The 21,000-nt window shown below is 39.0% G+C and carries 12 protein-coding genes; 6 read left to right on the top strand and 6 right to left on the bottom strand.

The window, feature by feature from the left end:
- Positions 1 to 51 precede the first annotated feature (51 nt).
- Together CPS_RS21620 and CPS_RS21615 are read left to right on the top strand one after the other, a co-directional pair.
- Positions 52 to 1,101: an energy transducer TonB gene (locus tag CPS_RS21620; protein WP_011045523.1), complete on the top strand. Its 1,050-nt coding sequence runs from the start codon at positions 52 to 54 to the stop codon at positions 1,099 to 1,101.
- 88 nt (positions 1,102 to 1,189) lie between these two features.
- Positions 1,190 to 1,567: a hypothetical protein gene (locus CPS_RS21615; protein WP_011045522.1), complete on the top strand. Its 378-nt coding sequence runs from the start codon at positions 1,190 to 1,192 to the stop codon at positions 1,565 to 1,567.
- 174 nt (positions 1,568 to 1,741) lie between these two features.
- On the opposite strand, the gene CPS_RS21610 is transcribed toward CPS_RS21615, so the two are convergent.
- The gene (locus CPS_RS21610) at positions 1,742 to 4,549 is read right to left on the bottom strand and encodes a bifunctional aconitate hydratase 2/2-methylisocitrate dehydratase (protein WP_011045521.1); all 2,808 of its coding nucleotides are present in this window, start codon (positions 4,547 to 4,549) and stop codon (positions 1,742 to 1,744) included.
- 1,013 nt (positions 4,550 to 5,562) lie between these two features.
- Between CPS_RS21610 and acnB the strand changes: the two genes are divergently transcribed.
- Positions 5,563 to 8,154: a bifunctional aconitate hydratase 2/2-methylisocitrate dehydratase gene (acnB, locus tag CPS_RS21605; RefSeq protein WP_011045519.1), complete on the top strand. Its 2,592-nt coding sequence runs from the start codon at positions 5,563 to 5,565 to the stop codon at positions 8,152 to 8,154.
- Positions 8,155 to 8,567: 413 nt separating this feature from the next.
- On the top strand, positions 8,568 to 9,593 hold the full coding sequence (locus CPS_RS21600; RefSeq protein WP_011045517.1) for a rhodanese-related sulfurtransferase: 1,026 nt from the start codon (positions 8,568 to 8,570) through the stop codon (positions 9,591 to 9,593).
- A 103-nt stretch (positions 9,594 to 9,696) separates the two neighbouring features.
- Here the strand turns inward: CPS_RS21600 and CPS_RS21595 are convergent, their stop codons facing one another.
- Entirely contained in the window at positions 9,697 to 10,590 is an 894-nt protein-coding gene (locus CPS_RS21595; RefSeq protein WP_011045516.1) for a dienelactone hydrolase family protein, read from the bottom strand.
- Between the two features lie 330 nt (positions 10,591 to 10,920).
- On the opposite strand from CPS_RS21595, the gene CPS_RS21590 reads away from it, so the two are divergent.
- Complete coding sequence (locus tag CPS_RS21590) at positions 10,921 to 13,008, top strand: S9 family peptidase (protein ID WP_011045515.1); 2,088 nt, start codon at positions 10,921 to 10,923, stop codon at positions 13,006 to 13,008.
- Positions 13,009 to 13,097: 89 nt separating this feature from the next.
- Here CPS_RS21590 and CPS_RS21585 read toward each other — a convergent pair whose 3' ends face one another.
- Positions 13,098 to 13,955 carry a PA4780 family RIO1-like protein kinase gene (locus CPS_RS21585; protein ID WP_011045514.1) on the bottom strand — a complete coding sequence of 286 codons (858 nt, stop codon included), beginning with the start codon at positions 13,953 to 13,955 and terminating at the stop codon, positions 13,098 to 13,100.
- Positions 13,956 to 14,193: 238 nt separating this feature from the next.
- A complete protein-coding gene (locus tag CPS_RS21580; protein ID WP_101157898.1) occupies positions 14,194 to 14,679 on the bottom strand; it encodes a potassium channel family protein in 486 nt (161 codons plus the stop codon).
- Positions 14,680 to 15,037: 358 nt separating this feature from the next.
- Between CPS_RS21580 and CPS_RS21575 the strand changes: the two genes are divergently transcribed.
- A complete protein-coding gene (locus tag CPS_RS21575) occupies positions 15,038 to 15,460 on the top strand; it encodes an SRPBCC family protein (protein WP_011045512.1) in 423 nt (140 codons plus the stop codon).
- Positions 15,461 to 15,612: 152 nt separating this feature from the next.
- Here the strand turns inward: CPS_RS21575 and CPS_RS21570 are convergent, their stop codons facing one another.
- Together CPS_RS21570 and CPS_RS21565 are read right to left on the bottom strand one after the other, a co-directional pair.
- Positions 15,613 to 17,562 (bottom strand): DNA topoisomerase III, encoded by a 1,950-nt coding sequence (locus CPS_RS21570; protein WP_011045511.1) that lies wholly within the window; start codon positions 17,560 to 17,562, stop codon positions 15,613 to 15,615.
- 200 nt (positions 17,563 to 17,762) lie between these two features.
- Positions 17,763 to 20,756, bottom strand: a complete 2,994-nt coding sequence (locus CPS_RS21565) for a TonB-dependent receptor (protein WP_011045510.1) — start codon at positions 20,754 to 20,756, stop codon at positions 17,763 to 17,765.
- Between the last annotated feature and the right edge of the window lie 244 nt (positions 20,757 to 21,000).

Genomic DNA, 21,000 nt, shown 5'->3' with positions numbered 1-21,000 from the left:
GGTTAACATTCTGTTAACCTTGGGCGACGCTACAAATAAAAGGATTTAATTATGAGTCATAAAATACTCTACGCGAGTGCCGTTGCTCTTCTAGCTGTTAGCACTAACGGCCAAGTTTCTGCCAACGAAATTTCTCAGCACCTATCAACGATTATCATTCCTGAGCCTATTGAACGTATTCAACCTAAATATCCTATTGACGCGGCTCGAGAAGGCCGTGAAGGCTGGACAATTCTTAGTTTTGTTATTGATGAAAAAGGCAACGTATCTGATGCTTTAGTTAAAGAATCTTCTGGTAGCGAAGATTTTGATAAGGCAACGCTAAAAGCCGTGACTAAATGGAAGTATCAACCGGCATTTGAAAATGGTAAGCCAATACAGCAGTGTGTTAATACAGTACAAATGGATTACCGTATGGGCAAGAACGTTGGAACTAAAGGAGTGTCTCGAAGATTTAAGAAAAAATATGAAATAGCTACTCAAGCCTTGAAAGATAAAGATTACCAGGCAGTAGAGCATCAATTAGCTAAGATGAATGCACGAAAAACAATGCACCTGAGTGAGAATAACTACATGCACATTCTTGCGGCAAATTATGCAAGAGAAATAGGTAATGATACATTACAGTTATATCACCTTGATCGAGTGACCCTTGATAGCGGAGTAAAAAGTGAGAATTTAAAATTTTCAGTGCTGTATCAACAATTTTACTTAGAGACGACTTTATCTAAGTTTCAAAGTGCATTTGCTACCTATAAACAGCTTATTAAGCTTGAAGAGGCTAAGCCTTATTTAGCAAAACTTAAAAAGGTCATGGCAGATATTGATTCTGTAATCAGTAGTGATAAGGATATAGTTATTGATGCTGCTATTGATAGTGATTACTGGTATGCAGACTTAGTTAGAAATGAGTTTTCATTAACCAATATTGAAGGGTCCTTGCATACTTTAGATGTTCGTTGCGCTAATAAACGTCATGTTTATACGGTAGAAAATAATAATACTTGGAGAATTCCTACAAGTTGGATGAATTGTAGTATTTATGTCTACGGTGAGCCAAAAACGAGTTTTAATTTGATTGAGCATCCTGTCGACATATAATTTCTTTTAAGTAACTGATTTAACACTATTGCTGTCATAGCTTTCTATTTGCTAGACTGTTAAGACAACAGTTAAAAGGATGGTAACTATGTTAAATTTCACTCTAAAATCAGCACTTCACTCTATTGTTTTTTTGTTATGTATTTCATTGTTAGCGGCTTGTGCAGGACCTAGTCAAGTCGTTTTAGGTCAAGCTCAGTCAGAATGGGATTTTGATCACAAACTACAATTCAAAAGAACTCAATTTGATGACAGCCATTATCAGTTAGAAGTTATTCCGAATAATAAAGTCAGCTTTGAGCGTTTATCTGCATTTTTATTACGCAGAAGTTATTTAATTTGCGGTTCTTATGGGTATAAGTTAGAACTAATAAAAGGTGTTGAAAGCTTTGATTTCCCTCGTGCGTCACCCAATTTAATTATGCCAAATCTCACTGCTAAGCTTGAGTGCGCAACAACAAAATAATGCGGTCAGCATTGTTAAGAAGTGATTATCAATTTGAGTAATATGAATTCATTTTAAAAATATAAAACATAGGCAAAAAAAAGGGTTACTTAACTTCAATCAGTTAAGTAACCCTTTTTGCTTTATGTTATTTAGTTATTAAAGTAGACGTTCTACCCACTAACTATCTATCTATTATACCACTTTAACCGGTACTGCTTGAGCAGTATACTTAGTAGTCATTTCATGCGTAGGAGGAGCGAATCGAGTTAAATCGATACCTTCTACAGCAGACTTGTACTCTTCGATTGAAGGGAAACGACCAAGCATAGTTGAAAGTACCACTAACGGTGTAGAGCCAAGTAGTGATTCGCCTTTTTTCTCAGCAGTATCAGCTACAACACGACCTTGGAATAAACGCGTTGACGTTGCAATAACAGTATCACCAGGTTCAGCTTTCTCTTGGTTACCCATACACAAGTTACAGCCTGGGCGTTCAAGGTACATGATGTTTTCGTATTTAGTACGAGCAGCATTTTTAGGTACAGCATCGTCAAATTCAAAACCTGAATATTTTTGTAAAATATCCCAATCACCTTCAGCTTTAAGTTCATCAACAATATTGTAAGTTGGTGGTGCAACAACTAATGGTGCTTTAAATTCTATCTTGTTACCTTGTGCTTCCATATTACGGAACATTTGAGCGATGATTTGCATATCACCCTTGTGAACCATACAAGACCCAACAAAACCTAAATCAACTGATTTATCAGCGTAGTATGAAACAGGGCGAATAACATCATGGGTGTAACGCTTAGATGCATCTTCGTTGTTAACATCTGGATCAGCAATCATTGGCTGGTCGATAACATCTAAATCAATCACAACTTCTGCGTAGTATGTAGCGTTATCATCTGGTGCTAATGCAGGAGTTTCACCTGATTTAATGCCTTCGATGCGTTTGTCAGCTAATGCGATTAAACCGTTAAGGGTTTTCGCTTCGTTTTCCATACCCTTGTTGATCATGATTTGGATACGGCTCTTAGCAAGCTCAAGTGATTGAATTAACGTTTCATCTTCAGAAATACAGATAGACGCTTTAGCCTTCATTTCTGCAGACCAATCAGTAAATGTGAATGCTTGGTCAGCTAATAAAGTACCAATGTGCACTTCAATGATACGGCCTTGGAATACGTTCTCACCACCAAATTGCTTAAGCATTTGGGCTTGAGTTGCGTGAACTACATCACGGAAATCCATGTGGCCTTGCATGTTACCTTTAAAAGTAACTTTTACAGACTCAGGGATTGGCATAGCAGATTCACCTGTGGCTAGCGCGATTGCTACTGTACCCGAGTCAGCACCAAAGGCTACACCTTTAGACATACGAGTATGCGAGTCACCACCAATGATGATTGCGCGATCGTCTACTGTGATATCGTTTAGTACTTTATGAATAACATCAGTCATTGCATGGTAAACGCCTTTCGGGTCACGTGCAGTAATAAGACCGAACTTATTCATGAATGCCATAAGCTTAGGAATGTTAGCTTTAGCTTTGCTATCCCAAACTGACGCTGTATGACAACCTGATTGGTATGCACCGTCTACTAGTGGAGAAATAGTAGATGCTGCCATCGCTTCAAGTTCTTGACATGTCATAGGACCTGTCGTGTCTTGAGAGCCAACAATGTTCACTTTAACGCGAACATCTGAGCCTGCATGTAATGGTGTTTCAGACGTTACACCAACAGCGTTGTTATTAAAGATTTTTTCAACGGCCGTTAAACCTTGACCTTCATGTGAAATTTCTTTTGAAGTTGCGTATACAGGTGGTGTTGCTAGGCCAAGTGTTTCAGCTGCGAACGTTTGTAATTTCTTACCAAATGTTACCGCGTAAGAACCGCCTGCTTTCATGAATTCTACTTTCTGTGGTGTAAAGGCTGAAGATATATCCGCAAGCTCTTTGTCACCGTTGTATAATTTCTTCGCTTTGGTATCAATAGTTAACACAGTACCAGTTGCTACTGAGTAAGCTTCTTCTAAAACTGCATCACCATTTGCATCTACAACTGCGTTGCCATTTGCATCTACTTTCTTAACCCAGTTTTTAAGGTCAAGACCAATACCGCCAGTTACATCAACGGTTGTTAAGAAGATTGGAGAAATACCATTAGTACCAGCAACTACCGGTGCAATGTTAATAAACGGTACGTATGGGCTTGCTTTTTTACCTGCCAATAGTGCAACGTTGTTAACACCCGACATACGAGATGAACCAACACCCATAGTGCCTTTTTCAGCAATTAACATCACTTTCGCATTAGGATGCTTAACTTGTAATGCTAGTATTTCTGCTTGAGCTTCTGGTGTGCTCATGCATTGGCCATGCAATTCACGGTCAGCACGAGAATGGGCTTGATGACCTGGAGAAAGTAAATCCGTTGATATATCACCTTCACCAGCAATATAAGTCACTACTTCAACTTTTTCTTCAACATTTGGTAATTTTGTGAAAAATTCAGCTTGTGCGTAACTTTCTAAAATTTCTTTCGCAAGCGCGTTGCCAGCTTTAAAGGCTGCTTCAAGACGCGCTGTATCTGCGTCATATAAAAACACTTGAGTCTTTAATACTTCAGCCGCTTCTTTTGCTACTGCTGCGTCATCAGATAATGCTAAATCAAGAAGTACCTCAATTGAAGGACCGCCTTTCATATGAGATAACAATTCAAAAGCGAATGTAGGTGTAATTTCTGCTACGACAGATTCAGCTAGGATGATTTCTTTTAGGAAAGTTGCTTTTACACCTGCAGCACTTGTTGTACCTGGCAAAGTGTTATAAATGAAAAAGTTAAGAGACTCTTCGCGATGCGCATTAGCTGAGTCTTTAATCTGAGCTATAATCTCAGATAATAAATCGGCAGAATCAATTGGCAAAGGTGCCAATCCTAGATCGGTTTTACGACTTTCTATTTCTTTAATGTACTCTGAATATAAGCTCATCTGATACTCTCTCTAGCTATAATATGGCTAATAATATTGTCATTATTAGCAAGGACAAATTTTTGCGCCTATTTTACCTGATTTTCTGCTAACTACTAATCATTTGCTTAAATAAGCACTATTCATAACGGTAATGACAACTAGATAATATAGTTATGTGACTTATATTGGATTGTTGGTTACACTGGAAATTCTCTTTCAAGGTGATGTTAATACCAATTCCATTAAATTTATTCCCACCTCAGAGCTATGCCAGAGAAGTTAGAACAAATAAAATTTGTGCTGGTATAGTCATTCTACATCTAACAAATTTGTGCAGTTGTTGCTTTTCTGACAAGCTCCCAAGGGCGAGTACCTAATAAAAGGTAAAGGCTTATATACATCGTTATTGATTTTGACAAGGACGCTGCATGGATGCAGCTTATTATAGAATGCAGGAGCATATTCTCCTGAATAACCATTCTCTTCAATCAATGCCTTTCCTCTAAGCCTTTTAATTCTCGCTGAGTGGGAAATACCTTAATGGATTTGGTATAAATACTAAAGTCCCCTATATCCCTGCAAGTTCGCGACTAAAATACGATTATTTTGGCAGATGTAAAGTCCGTCTAATCGCTGAAAACCATCTTATCCCCTATACTATAACTATAATCATGCAGCCATCTTAACAGGCCTAATGGTTAACTATTTTGCATAATAGAATCTTAAGTGAAATCGAGATATTTCCGACAATTTTTAAAATAACGAATGATTTACTAGTATTATAGTCGTACAAACAAAAATAATAAGTTTCGTATACCTTTGAAGTGTAATGATTATATTTTTTGTGAATGTTTATAATAACCATCGTAACTAGTTGTAAGTAACAAAAAGTGTCGACAATATTGTATTATTAAGACGAATTTTCAATCCTGTTTTAATCTTAGATACTTAAAAACTTTGTCCTAAATTGGCTCTATATTAATCGAGTCATCCCTAAAGTGATTAGTGTCTCCAATAAGAAGGTGAATATCATGCTTCAAGAATATCGTAACCACGTAGCAGAACGTGCAACTGAAGGTCTTGTACCTAAAGCTTTAGACGCTGAACAAACAGCAGCATTAGTCGAATTAGTTAAAAACCCTCCGGTCGGTGAAGGAGATTTTTTAATTGATTTATTATCAAATCGTGTACCCGCAGGTGTTGATGATGCGGCTTACGTTAAAGCAGGTTTTTTAGCTGCAGTGACTAAAGGTGAAGCGACTTCATCAATATTAAGTGCTGAGAAAGCCACTGAATTATTAGGCACCATGTTAGGTGGTTATAACATTCAGCCGATGATTGACCTTTTAGACAATGAAGCACTATCTTCAGCGGCTTCACACGGTTTATCAAATACCTTATTAATGTTCGACGCTTTCCATGATGTGCAAGAAAAAGCTGAAGCAGGTAATGCTGCAGCTAAATCAGTAATGCAATCATGGGCTGATGGTTCTTGGTTTACTTCTAGAAAAGAAGTGGCTAAAAAAATCACGGTTAAAGTATTTAAAGTTACTGGTGAAACGAACACCGATGATTTATCTCCTGCTCCTGATGCATGGTCTCGTCCTGATGTTCCATTACATGCTAAAGCAATGCTTAAGATTGGACGTGACGGTATTACCCCTGAAGAAGATGGAGTTGTTGGTCCTATCTCTCAAATTGAAGAATTACAAAAAGACGGTATCCCACTAGCATATGTTGGTGATGTTGTTGGTACGGGTTCTTCACGTAAATCTGCAGCTAACTCTGTTTTATGGTACATGGGTGATGATATTCCTTGTATTCCAAACAAACGTGGTGGCGGTGTCTGTTTAGGAGGAAAAATCGCTCCTATTTTCTATAACACTTTGGAAGATTCAGGCGCATTACCCATTGAATTAGACGTACAAAAAATGAATATGGGCGATATTATCGACATTTACCCATACGAAGGTGTTGTTAAAAACGCTGCTGGTGACGTTATTTCAGAATTTACACTTAGCCCGGTATTATTAGATGAAGTTCGTGCTGGTGGTCGTATTCCATTAATCATCGGTCGTGGTTTAACTGGTCGTGCTCGTGAAGCATTAGGTTTACCTGAAGCTGATTTATTCGCTAAACAAGTTGCTGTTACTGATACAGGTAAAGGCTTTACCCTTGCTCAGAAAATGGTGGGTAAAGCTTGTGGTATTGAAGGTGTTCGCGCTGGTCAATACTGTGAACCTAAAATGACAACTGTAGGCTCTCAAGATACAACAGGTCCTATGACACGTGATGAATTAAAAGATTTAGCCTGTTTAGGCTTTTCTGCTGATTTAACTATGCAGTCATTCTGCCATACATCTGCATACCCTAAGCCTGTCGATGTTATTACCCATCACACCTTGCCTGATTTCATGATGAATCGTGGCGGTGTTTCACTTCGTGTGGGCGATGGTGTAATCCACTCTTGGTTAAACCGTATGTTGTTACCTGATACTGTAGGTACAGGTGGTGATTCTCATACACGTTTCCCATTAGGTATTTCATTCCCTGCGGGTTCTGGTTTAATTGCTTTTGCTGCTGCTACAGGCACAATGCCTTTAGATATGCCTGAGTCAGTTCTAGTTCGTTTTAAAGGTGAAATGCAGCCGGGTATTACATTACGCGACCTAGTACATGCTATTCCTTATACAGCAATTAAAAATGGTTTATTAACGGTTGAAAAAGCAGGTAAAGTAAACGAATTCTCTGGACGTGTATTAGAGATTGAAGGTCTTAAAGGTTTAACCGTTGAGCAAGCATTTGAATTATCTGACGCATCAGCTGAACGTTCAGCTGCAGGTTGTTCAATCAAACTTGAAGAAGACGCTGTTGCAGAGTACTTAACGTCTAACATTGTTATGCTTAAGTGGATGATTGCTGAAGGTTACGGTGACGTTCGCACTATTACTCGTCGTATTAAAGGCATGGAAGAATGGTTAGCTAATCCTTCATTAATGTCTGCTGACAGCGATGCTGAATATGCTCATGTTATTGAAATTGATTTAAATGAAATCAAAGAACCTATCGTTTGTTGTCCTAACGATCCTGATGATGCACGATTATTATCAGACGTTGCTGGTGTTGAAGTTGATGAAGTATTTATCGGTTCATGTATGACTAACATTGGTCACTTCCGTGCAGCTGGTAAGCTTATCGAAAAATTTGGTGGCTCATTACCAACACGTATGTGGGTTACACCACCGACAAAAATGGATAGTGCACAACTTAAAGATGAAGGTTACTTCAACATTTATGGTAAAGCCGGCGCTCGTGTAGAAACTCCGGGTTGTTCACTGTGTATGGGTAACCAAGCACGTGTAGGTGATAATACGACGGTGTTGTCTACTTCAACACGTAACTTCCCTAACCGTTTAGGTACTGGCGCAAACGTTTACTTAACGTCAGCAGAACTTGCGGGTGTTGGTGCTATCTTAGGTAAACTCCCAAGTGTGGCTGAATACATGGAGTATGCCTCTCAAATTGATGCTACTGCTGCTGATACTTATCGTTACTTGAACTTTGATAAGATGGAAGAATACACGTCAAAAGCAGATACTGTAATTTTACAAGTAGAAGCCTAATTTATTGCCAGCTCTTAGCTAACAAGCTCAATAACAGCGTTAGAAGTACTCACCTATAGTCATAGGCTCCGTGCTTCTTTCTTGTTCTTGAATTTGTTAGCGTTGAGAAAGCGAATAAATTTAACTGATAAACGCCACCTTGCTGATGCAAGGTGGCGTTTTTTTTGCGCTTAATGTTATTCCTATCTGTTCTTATCTTAATATAGTTGCGCTATATATCGTCTACTTTGTGCGCTATGTTTATTGTTAAATAATTCTGCTAGAATACGCCTCCCTAAAACGTGGCTTAGGTGATTTATTAAGTACATTTTCTAATACTTTATTTGGGAAGTAATAAGTTACGTTTATTATTGATTTTAAAAATTTAATCTACAGCTCTGGATTTACGTTCCAGTTAGCTCAATGGAGAGACCATGAGTTCATCAGAAAAACAGTTATCGACGCCTGCGACAATACAAACAGCGTCAACTATCACTATTTGTGCATTATATAAATTCGTGCGTTTAGACGCATATGAAGCATTACGTGAGCCATTATCAAATAAAATGGCCAGTGTTGACGTCAAAGGCACCCTATTATTGGCTGCTGAAGGTATCAACGGTACTATTGCAGGTCCGCAAACGGGTATTGATACAGTACTTGCTTTTTTAGGTGAGCAACCCGGTTTAGATAATATTTCTCATAAAGAATCTTATAGTGAAGAAAACCCATTTCATCGTACTAAAGTGAAATTGAAAAAAGAAATCGTCACTATGGGTATTGAAGGTATTGATCCTAACCAAGTGGTTGGCACTTACGTGAAACCAAAAGATTGGAATGCTTTAATTTCTGATCCAGAGGTGGTCTTAGTTGATACCCGTAACGATTATGAAATTGAGATTGGTACCTTTAAAAATGCTATTAATCCGAACACCGAAACGTTCCGTGAATTCCCTGATTATGTTGCAAAGAACCTAGATAAGAATAAACACAAGAAAGTTGCCATGTATTGTACTGGTGGTATTCGTTGTGAAAAATCTACGGCATACCTAAAAGAACAAGGTTTTGAAGAGGTTTATCACCTTGAAGGTGGCATCTTAAAGTACCTTGAAGAAGTGCCAAGTACTGAGACTATGTGGGAAGGTGAGTGTTTTGTTTTTGATGGTCGTGTTGCCGTTAATCATGAACTAGAGCAAGGTCAATACGATCAATGTTTTGCCTGTCGTTTTCCGTTAACTGACGTAGAAAAAGAAAGTGAGCATTATGTTAAAGGCGTAAGCTGTCACCGTTGTCATGATAAAGTGTCTGAACAACAACGTAGCCGTTATGCTGAACGTCAACGTCAAATCTCTTTAGCTGAAGAGCGTGGTGAAAGTCACATAGGTGGAGATATTCAAAATATTATTGAAGAACGCCGCCAAGAGAAAAATGATAAAAAAGCGAAACAAGCAAACAAGTAGCTAACTTAATTTATACTTGAATACGTACTGAAACAGCCCGAGTTATTAAACATAACATCGGGCTGTTTGTATTTATGACCCGGTTACCTCATTAACGGTAATACTATTCATTATTATCATGTTCATTATATTTACTCTTTTGTAAATTAAATAACCCAGTGAAAAACTTTATTACCCGATATCGAGATTTATAAGCAACGCGTATGTTAGGTGCTAATGTTACTAACCCACCTTGGCCTAAATGTGAAAAGGGGTCGTCAACGATCCATTTAGGCTCTAATCGATCCCATGCATGAAAAGCTCTTTTGTAAACTTTAACCTTCACAAATGATTGATCGTGTTCAGATAGATTATCTACTAATGCGGGGCAGGTTTCGGGTAAATCATAATCATCTTTGGCGCCGGTTTGAATGAGAACGGGTGCACCGGTAAAGTTATCAAACTCAAAACCAGGTGCAAAATTAAATAACCAGCAAAGAGGGTAGTGAGCTACATGCCCAGCAAAACGGTAGGGTAAACCAGTCATCGACATGTATTGCTCTGTTGCGGTTAGCATAGATAAAATACCTCCCCAAGAAAAGCCAATAACACCAATGCGATCTTTATCTATGTTGGGATGCTGAGCTAAATAAGCGAGAGCGGCAAAAACATCAGGTAAGGTTTCTTGTGGTGACTCAGGTCTATTCTCGCTTCCTCCAGCTAAGTCACGTGCACCCCATAAATCAAGTTCTAAGGTCGCAATACCGCTATGATTGAGTGCGCGGGCATAGAAAGCCCCTGTACTATCAACACCTGCAGAACTATGCAAAATAACGACTGCGGGTATTGCGGAATCTGAATTTCTTGGCACGCGTAATTGTGCAGATACCTGCCAGCTTTGTGCGGGCGTTACGACAGGAATGGTAATATAGGATATTCTTGTTGGTAGTTTTGTAGCGTACACAAAACCTTGGCAAAAGAGTAATAGTAAGATTACTAGAAACATTTTTTTAAGCATAATAAATCCATTAATATTGATTGTTGTATATGAACCATACTCATTTACTACAGATCGCAAACATCACTATCAAGAGATGGCCTACTTCCATGAAGCGCTTTAATCATAGCTGTATATTATTTAAACGTCTAACTGATGACCTCCAAATATTTGCTAACATTGCGCGAGTCTTTCAGTCTTCATTAACATCATATTTATGCGCGAACGTAAAAAACTGTGTACGTCGTAGTCGAATTTTACTGTGCTAAAATTAAAGCTATACAGGTAAGTAATTGTGTAACGTATGCGGATTGTATATTCTTGCTGAGTTGACAATTATTCGAGACTCTTATGAAAAAATTACTTAGCTTTGCAGCGCTTTCATTAATGACGGCGGTAACTTCGGTCAAAGCAGCAGACTCAGTGTCTGAAGTGTTCACTGTTGAAAAACTTAATGAATTAAACCAACTGCATGATGTCACTTTATCTCCTCAAGGTGATGTACTGGTTTATGGTTTGAAAAAAGGCAGTAGCTCTAAAGACAATCACTTATATAAACAAAATATTAAAACGGGCCAAATTACACAACTTACTGAGCATGAGAAAGCTGAAAGTAATGTTGTCTGGGCTGATGATGGAAAATCTTTGTATTTCCTCTCTTCGCGTAATGGTAGTAGCCAAATTTGGCAGCAGGATTTACAAGATCAGACAGCTAAGCAAATATCAGATTTTCCGGTAGAAGTTAACGGCTTTAAATTATCTAAAAATGGCCAAGTGTTCGCTTTGTCCTTTACCGTTAAGCCAGGCTGTGAAACGTTAACCTGCACCGTTGAAGCAAAGAAAGCGGATGAAGAGAAAAAATATAATATTCGTGCCTATGACCAATTAATGGTTCGCCATTGGGATGCATGGGCAACAGAGTATAAAGAACATTTATTTATTGCTCATGCCGATAAAAACGGTCAGCTTAAGCATGCGCAAGATATTATGCCAAATTGGGTAAGTGATTTTGCAGGTATTAGCCAAGTAAGTATTCACCCTGATGCAACATCTTTAGCCTTTTCAGCGAAAGACTCCTCAAGTAAAGCCGCAGCCAAAGATCATGCTTGGAGCACTAACTTTGATATTTTTGAAGTGTCTCTTGCAAAAGGGCAAACAGCTTTTAATCTAAAGAATATTACCGAAAAGAATAACGCCTGGGATTCAAGTCCTGTTTATTCACCCAACGGTAGATATCTTGCTTATAAAGCCATGAAAATAGCAGGCTATGAAGCAGATAAGTTTACCCTACAGTTACGTGATAACAGAACAGGAAAAATCCGCGCAGTTGCTGCTGATTGGGATCGTTCAATTAGTAGCTTAGCTTTCGCACCAGATAACAATTCTGTCTATGTGGTGGCGCAAGATGTTGGCCAAAAAAGTATTTTTTCTATTACTCCTGAGTTTGATGAAGTGCGTAGCATTTCTAATGTTGGTAGTAATGGTGATATCTCAAGCCACGGTAATACAATTTACTTTACTCGCCATACGTTAAATTCACCGCAAGATATTTTTTCCATTGATAACCATGGTGATGACTTAACGCAATTAACTCACATCAATAAAGATAAGCTGGGCGACGTAAAGTTTGCTGATTACCAACAATTTAACTTCAAAGGTTGGAATGATGAAACCGTGCACGGTTATTGGTTAAAGCCAGCTAACTTTGAAGCAGGTAAAAAATACCCTATCGCTTTTTTAGTACACGGTGGTCCTCAAGGTAGTTTTGGCAATATGTTCCATTATCGTTGGAATGCCCAATTATGGGCAGCGCAGGGTTATGGTGTCGTTATGGTCGACTTCCACGGTTCTACGGGTTATGGACAAGAATTTACCCATTCAATAAGTCGTGACTGGGGTGGTAAACCATTAGAAGATTTACAGAAAGGGTTAGATTTTATCGTCAAAGAGCAGCCTTGGTTAGATGGTGATAATGCTTGTGCTTTAGGTGCTTCTTACGGTGGTTACATGATGAACTGGATAGCCGGAAATTGGCCTACTCGCTTTAAGTGTTTGATCAATCACGCAGGTTTATATGATATGCCAAGTTTTTATCAATCTACTGAAGAGTTATGGTTCCCAGAGTATGATATGGGCGGTCCTTCATGGGGCAAAGAAAATGGTAGTGCTAAAGGCAAAGTAAGCCCTGATTACACTAAATTCAATCCATCTGCTTATGTTAATAACTGGCAAACACCTATGTTAGTGATTCAAGGTGAATTAGATTACCGTGTCCCTTACGCACAAAGTTTAGGGGCATTTACCACCTTGCAGCGTAAAGGCATTGATAGTCGTTTAGTGATGTTTCCAGATGAAGATCACCATATTCGTAAACCTGATAACTTAGTGGTTTGGTATGACGAAGTTTTTAAATGGTTAGAGAAATATACTAAGAAGTAATAACAAAAAAGGCACATTAACTTAGGTTAATGTGCCTTTTTTATTTTAGTAATTATTTAAAATAGGGCTATAGGAAAAAGTGCCTTAAATTAATCTTGCTCAGCAGCTTCTTTGAGATAGGCAAGTCGGTCCTGCTCTTGCTCAAAAGCCGCTTGAATTTCAGCTAATATCGTCTCAACATCGGCGCTTTGAGTGTCTTCTGCAAATAGGCCTGTCAATTTAGTAGTATCGCTTAATTCACCTGCTTCATACAGTGCCCACATCTCTTCGCCAAATCTGGTTAATGCTAAGTTCGGGGCGAATTGGGCGTAATATGTAGTGATATTGTTGACATCACGCAGTAACATTGCTTTGGCATTATTATTGGCTGAGGCATCAACTGCTTGAGGCAAGTCGATAACAACGGGGCCATAAGCATCTACCAAGACATTAAATTCAGATAGATCACCATGTACTATGCCTGCACATAACATGCGCATGATATAAATCATCATTAAGGCGTGATCTTCTATCGCTTGTTCTGCTGGCATAACAACATCATTAAGTCGAGGTGCAACATCACCTTGCTCGTCAGTGATCAGTTCCATCAATAATACGCCGTCAAAACAGCCATAAGGCTGTGGGACACGTACATCGTGTTCTGCAAGGGTATATAAGGCATCAACCTCAGCATTTTGCCAAGCGGTTTCTTGTTGGCTTTTACCGTACTTAGAGCCTTTCTCCATTGCTCTAGCACGTCGACTACTGCGGCCTTTTCGACCTTCAGTGTATTGTGATGCTTTTTTAAAGCTACGTTTAGTGGCTTCTTTATAGACTTTCGCGCAGCGAATTTCATCGCCGCAACGAACTCGGTAAACAGTGGCCTCTTTACCGCTCATTAATTGGTTGAGCACTTCATCAATTAAGCCTTCTTCTACGAGAGGCAATAGTCGCTTTGGAATTTTCATTGCGCTGTTATACATCAGTTGCGCTAAGGAAGATAGTAAAACATCATTTGTTACCTTGATACGGGCATTAGGCTGCGGTTTTACCTGACGATGACATGACTAAATATTGCTTAAGAAAGGCTCTAATAACAGCGCTATTTGAGGTTGTTAATCTTGAACAAGTACACTTAAACGTTTGGCTAAAGTATTATCTTCAAAGGGAAACTTGATATTGAGCTAGTTATTCAAGCTCGATCTATTATTTCGTCTCTCTATTAAACGCTTCTAGCTTATCTTCTAATGCGGTTAATTTTTGATAAATCTTATCATTTTGTAACAAGATTTCTTCATTTTGCTGTCTAAGTTCTCGATTTTTTATATTGGTATCAGCAAAGCCAAAAATCTTATTGGCAAAAACAGCGCCTACACCACCTAATATGCCGACACCTAAAATGAACATAGTAAAAACAGCAATACGACCCTCTAACGTAATTGGATAGACATCACCAAAGCCGATGGTGGTTGATGACATCAGCATCAGCCAAAAAGCATCAGCATAATTCTTTACGGGTGATCCCTCTACGGCGGTTTCTGCTACAAAGGTGACATAACCTAAGCTGATATTAATAAATGCAAATAGGACGAAGGAAAGTATTGCTAATATGCCATAGTTGTAATTTTTCACGCCAAATTCATCGACTTTATATAAGTTACTTTTTTCCATGGCGTTTTGCAGAATAATCATCTTGCTCTCTTTGCTTTTTACTCAGAATATTTTCGATGATATTACAATCTGAGACGATAGAAAAGTGTTTGCTTGGGGATAATGAGGACCATAGATTATCTACCCAAGCCACTTGAAGAGTTTGATTTCCTCAGACATCCCCCGAAAGGCACTTTCTGTTGCGTTATTCCTTTAAACAATGGAACGCTATCAATGCCTTGTCTAAAGGCGTTTCTATTGCCAGCTGAAACCTCATCTTTATGTGGATTGAGTATAGACACGTTGAGTTGTGTATTATCAGTTTCCTGTTATTTGGCAATTTTACTGTGATGGCATAAACTTAACTGTATATTTTATGTTCTACAATCAGGTGCTACTCATGGGTAGATGTTACAACAATATAGTCATTGACGCGTCAATCGAAGCAGTTTGGCAACAAATAGGCAACTTTCATGATATGTCGTGGGCGAAAGGGGTGATCACCTCTTTAGTTAAAGTAGGCCCTGCTAGTGGTACTGAAGTAGGCGCTAAGCGCATTTTAAATGATGCTATTCACGAAACCTTAGTATCACTAGATTCCAGTAATTATACTTTTACTTATTCTATTGATGATGGGCCAGATGCTATTGCTAAGTCAGCGGTAGATAACTATTTAGGTATGGTTAATTTGTCTGAAAGTAGCACGGGTGTGTTGGTTGAATGGAGCTCTAGTTTCACTTCAGATAATGAAAAGGCGGTTACTGAGTTTTGTGATCCAATTTATATGGCATTACTTGGCGCATTAAAAAATAGTTTACGTTAAGTCCAACTTACTTCAGCGTTAAATTCACTTGTAACAGCCGAGCTGTTGACGCCTAAATTCGCCTTAGAAAAAGACTAATCAACTTCTACCTCTTAAAGATATTTGAGATTAATTACCTTTGTATAGTTTACCTTCAAACAAGTAGCTTGGCGCTAACTTGCTTTTTTTACCGCTTTCTTCTGAAATGTTCGTTTGCCGCGTTTAGGCTTAAAAGCAACCTTAGGTAAACCAGAAAAAGATTGCTGACTGGCACCTTGTACCATCTCATTGACTATAACTGTTAAAGGTTGCATAAAGCTTAGATAGTTGGCATTTTTCTCACTGATTGCTGTGAGTGTTGCTTCCCATTGTGCTGTCATATCTGGCAAAGTAGCCATGGTGGGCAGGGCGGTGATTAACGCAACACCAACCTTCGTTGCAGTAATCGCTTTGCCTTGACGTTGTAAAAACCCGCGTTTAAAAAGTAAATCTATAATGCCGGCGCGAGTAGCGTCTGTACCCAGACCATCGGTTTCTTTCAGTACTTTTTTAATGGCCGCATCATTGACGTAACGGGAAATACCGGTCATGGCACCGAGCAGCGTTGCATCAGTAAAAGATTGCGGCGGTGACGTGTGTTTTTCTATTAATTCGCCTTGTTGGCAATGTAATAGTTGCCCTTTTGTTAAAGGGGGCAATGTTTGCTCTTGTTCTTGCCCATGTTCTAACTTGCTTTGGTTATTCGTTTTATTACTTTTTGGGAATAAGACTTGCCAGCCCAGTTGTTTTTCTGTTTTTGCTTGGCTCATAAAATTCCCGCCAGCAATTAATAATTCCACTTTGGTTTGCTGAAAAATATAGGCAGGATAAAACTGTACTAAATATTGACGTACAATCAGTAAATAGACATTTTTTTCAAAGGTATTTAAATTGATGTTCTCAGGTGATTTCTCGGTAGGGATAATTGCATGATGGGCGGTTATTTTTTTATCGTTCCATGCTTTACTCACAAAAGAAGTATTTGCCCCTTGAGCGGGTTTATTACAAGGTAATGATGAGTTGGCGAGTGTATTAACAATGCCACTTGCTTGCTTTAGTTGCTCTTTAGGCAAATACCGACAATCTGAACGTGGGTAAGTAATCAGTTTATGTCTTTCATATAAAGCCTGACAAACATCAAGCACAAGCTTGGCATTCATAGAAAACTGCTTAGCAGCACTAATTTGTAATTGCGATAAATTAAAGGGTAATGGGGCGGCTTGTTGTTTTTCGTTACTGTCAATATTACTGATTGTTGCGGGTTGGTTAGCAATGCGTTTAACGACATTCTCTGCTAATGCTTTTACCAAAACTCGACCTTCTTCATCGCAATATGGTTGACAGTTTTCACTTGGTTGCCATTTTGCTGTAAAAGCGACGGCGTCCTTTGAACTTAGTGCAATATGAGCCTGAACTTGGAAGAATGGTTTACTGACAAATTCTGAAATTTCTTGCTCACGTCTAACCACTAAACCTAACAAAGGTGTTTGCACACGACCTACGGACAATACCGAGTTGTAACCGGTTTTTTGCCCTTGCAATGTATATGCACGGGTAAGGTTAATACCATAAAGCCAATCAGCGCGTGAACGTGCTAAAGCAGAAATAGATAACGGCATAAAATCACTATTAGGTTTTAGTGACGTAAGGGCTCGCTTAACGGCAGGTAAGTTTAAATCGCTGATCAGCAGACGTTTAATGTTAGCTTTTTTTGTTTTGGATAATTTAAAGTAATCAATCACTTCATCAACGAGTAATTGACCTTCTCTGTCGGGATCGCCTGCGTGAATAATTTCATCGGCTTGTTTCACCAATTTTCTTAAGACAGTGAGTTGTGAGCGAGTTCGAGCAATGGGTTTTAATTGCCATTGCTGCGGCACTATAGGCAAACTTTCCATGCGCCATTTTTTTAATTCGGCATCATAGTCTTCAGGATCTGCTTGCGCCAAAATGTGTCCGATACACCAACTGACCACATCACCGTTAGCGAGCTCAATATGTGTTTTATGGTTTTTTTGTGGCTTAGGTAATGCGGCAGCAATAGCGCGACCTAAACTCGGTTTTTCGGCAATATAGAGTTTCAAGCCATATCCAAGTGTTAGTGATTAACAACAAAGGCTTAAGTATAGTGCGTTTACTGGTTTTATGTACAGCTTTATCGGTTAGCTTTGACTAGGTAAGGAAAGTACACATGATGCTTAAAGTTTCGCAATAAAAAAACCGCTCTTAAAGAGCGGCTTGAATCTTAGCTGCAGCTAAATATTAGCTGCTTAAACAGTAACTATTAAAACTCGTAACGGGCAACAAATGATACATAACGTTCTGTTTGACGATCAGTAATACTTCCGTAATCAGCATTTTTAACTAAGTTTCCGTCATCATTTAGGGAGGTTCTGGTTTCATTAATATTGGTCGCTGAATCGCTATCAAATACGTTATAAACGGTCGCTTTGAATGATAAATCACCATCCATTACTTCGGTAATATAAGTTAATGATAAATCGACATTAGTAACCCAATCAAGGTTACCTTTTGAACCACGCTTAGCCGGTTGTTCGTTTTCATCGTAAAAGCTCTCATGACCAGAATTGCCATAACACGCTTCCCATACATTACCAGCAGCACAGCTATCTACGCCTGTTGGATGACGGCCAAGGTAACTTTGTGGACGACCAGAACTGATACTCGAAACGAAACCAAAAATTAAGTTTTCAGTAATGTCGTAACTACCGTTAAATTTAAATACATGGGTGTGATCGTTTGGTAACAAGCCATAGCCGTGGTCCATAACATCTCCGTAATCGTACGAAGTTGTCCAACCTGGATCTGCTTGGTTATTATCTGTTTTAACTAGACCTTCTGTATTACCCCAGTTTTTAGAGTAAGTGTAAGAAGAGTTAATGCGGAAGCTATCCGTGATCGAACCATCAAGGGTGAATTCCATTGCAGCATAATGACGTTCCATCTTAGGCAACATCATTTCCTCAGCAGATAAAGTTACTGCTTCAACGCCATTATCAGGATTACCATCAAAATCTTGTTCAATCGTTAAGCTTTCACCCGGGTTGTGTAAGAACCATGTACCACCGACATCATTATAACCAAGTTGAGCCAATTTCTTATTCAACGGTGATTGGATATCACTATCTTCTACACCACGGCCAAGTTCACGCCAAATAACGCGTGTACCAAAAGTCATGGTATCAAAGACTTCTTGCTGAAAGCCTAGGGTGACTTCATCTGAGTACATTGGCTCTAATGTGGTAGAAGCAATACCACCAGCGGCTAAGTTGGTGCTGTCTTGACGAATATCTGTCTCACGATATGCGGAGCCATGGCTAGGAGAACCGTCAGCCAGTAAAGCGGGATAACCATCGTTGTCTAGTTGGTCTGTGCGGTAATAATCACGTACGTCTGTTGCAGAACTACCCTGAGTAATGTTCATGTTAGCTGATACTGGCTGAAAGAAACGGCCATAAGTGGCATAAACTTTTGAACTTCCATCACCAGATAAGTCATAGATGGCTTGTAAGCGCGGTGCTATTTGACTATCAAAATCAACATAAGCTTCACCACTATTCATGGTATTTTCAGATTGGGTATAACGTACACCCATGTTTAATACTAAATTATCAGTTGCTTGCCATGAGTCGTTTACATAAAAGGCTAGTTGACTCACATCAGAATCAGTAAATCTATTACGGACACGCTTTTCAATATAGGTATCACCTGCTGGCGCACCAGAAACACTGCCATCGCCGGCAGTATATACTGTCCACCAAGCAGCAGCGTCACCTTCACCATTAGGAAACTCTAAATAATCAACAGCGACATTGGTATAATCAACACCAAAACTAATCGCATGTTCTTCAAGATCTAAGCTGAAATCGATACGCGCTTGATCACGAGTGTATTCTTCGTTTTTCAAAGTGCTGTCTGTGTCGTTACTTAATTTAACCCAGCCGTCAGTTGCATCCCAGACACTTGGTGCTGCTGAACCAGGAATAGTATTAACTTCTTCAACCACACGACCAATCACTGCGTTTACACTAAAGTTATCCGTTAAGTAACCGTTATAATTAATGCTATATAATTGACCGCCATCTTCACCGGGTGAGTTCACACCCAGTTTTTCACCAACAGTATTGGCTTGCGAGTCATAGGCGTAATTTTTTTTGGTCCATGTGCGTTTATTATTCATCGCCATAAAGCCAAAAGAGTGATTTTCGTTAACAAACCAATCTGCTTTTGCAAACCAGCGGTCTGATTCTCGTACACGATCTGTCGTTACGGTTTGTGTTGAGTATGTTTCATCTTCTTTACGTGGCTCATATAAACCATAGAAGAAGAGTGAATCTTCGATAATGGCACCACTTACCCAAAGTCTTGCTTCGGTAAATTGGTAACTATCTTGTCCAGTAGCTCCATCACTAGAAACATTGCCGTTGGCAAGGTAAACAGTGTCTTGGCTTGCGCGCATTGAAGAGGGATCAATACGTATTTGTCCGCCAAATTTAAATTCATTATCACCAGACTTTGATACGGCATTAACAATACCACCCAAGGCACCACCAAATTCAGGGCTTACACCACCTGTTTTAACTTGTGTCTGCGAAATAGCTTCCCATGGTAGGGATAACGCGCCTAAACCTGTTTTAATATTAGTGATATTAAGACCGTTTAAGTAATAGGCATTTTCCGCAGAAGATGAACCTCCAAAGCTAGAAGCACCCTTAAAATTTGAACCACCTGCAGAAGAGGTACCGGGGGCTAATAAAGCAATATTTTCAAAACCATTATCTACTGGCATTCTATCAAGCTCTTCCTGATTGAAGGTAACACCTGAAGTTGAAGAAGCTAAATCTACACGACGAATACTACTACCGAGAATATCAATGCGTTCAATCTCTTGCGCTGTCGCAGAGCTTGACAGTAATTGACTATCTATAATAACAGGTTGACCAATTCTCAAGCTGATATTAGGTTCTTCTGCGCCGTTATAGCCATCTTTTGTGATGGTAATATTATAGTCACCCACGGGAACATTACGCAGTGAGTAATTACCTTTATCGTTGGTTTTAACCGTGAATACTAAACCTTTGGTTTTATGTTTTAAGGTGATGGTGGCATTGCTGAGGACAGTGCCTTCATTACTGATGATATGGCCTTTAACCGTACCTGTGTCGATAGCCAATGCGCTAGGGGCAGTAAGTATTAGTGCGGTACCTACGGCAATAGCAGCGAGAGATTTACGTGCCTTTAAGCTTGATGTAATCATTTGGTTTTACCTATTTTATTGTTGTTTTATATTATTATTGTTTTGTTGTGTCCTTTAAGCTGACTTAGCTTCCCTTGTATTTTTACCTGTCAGCAGCGGGGATTTATTAAGCGAATAACCCCACACGACGGACACACTTATATACGTTATATTGTATATTATCTACAATTATTTGATGTGGAGTCTTTACAAATAGAATAAAAAACGAACTGAAAAAGTATGTTGGGAAACGAAAGTTCAGTAA

This window comes from Colwellia psychrerythraea 34H (assembly GCF_000012325.1).
GTDB lineage: Bacteria > Pseudomonadota > Gammaproteobacteria > Enterobacterales > Alteromonadaceae > Colwellia > Colwellia psychrerythraea_A.
Note: the sequence above shows the minus strand (reverse complement) of the source record. Positions and strands in the feature narration are given on the sequence as shown.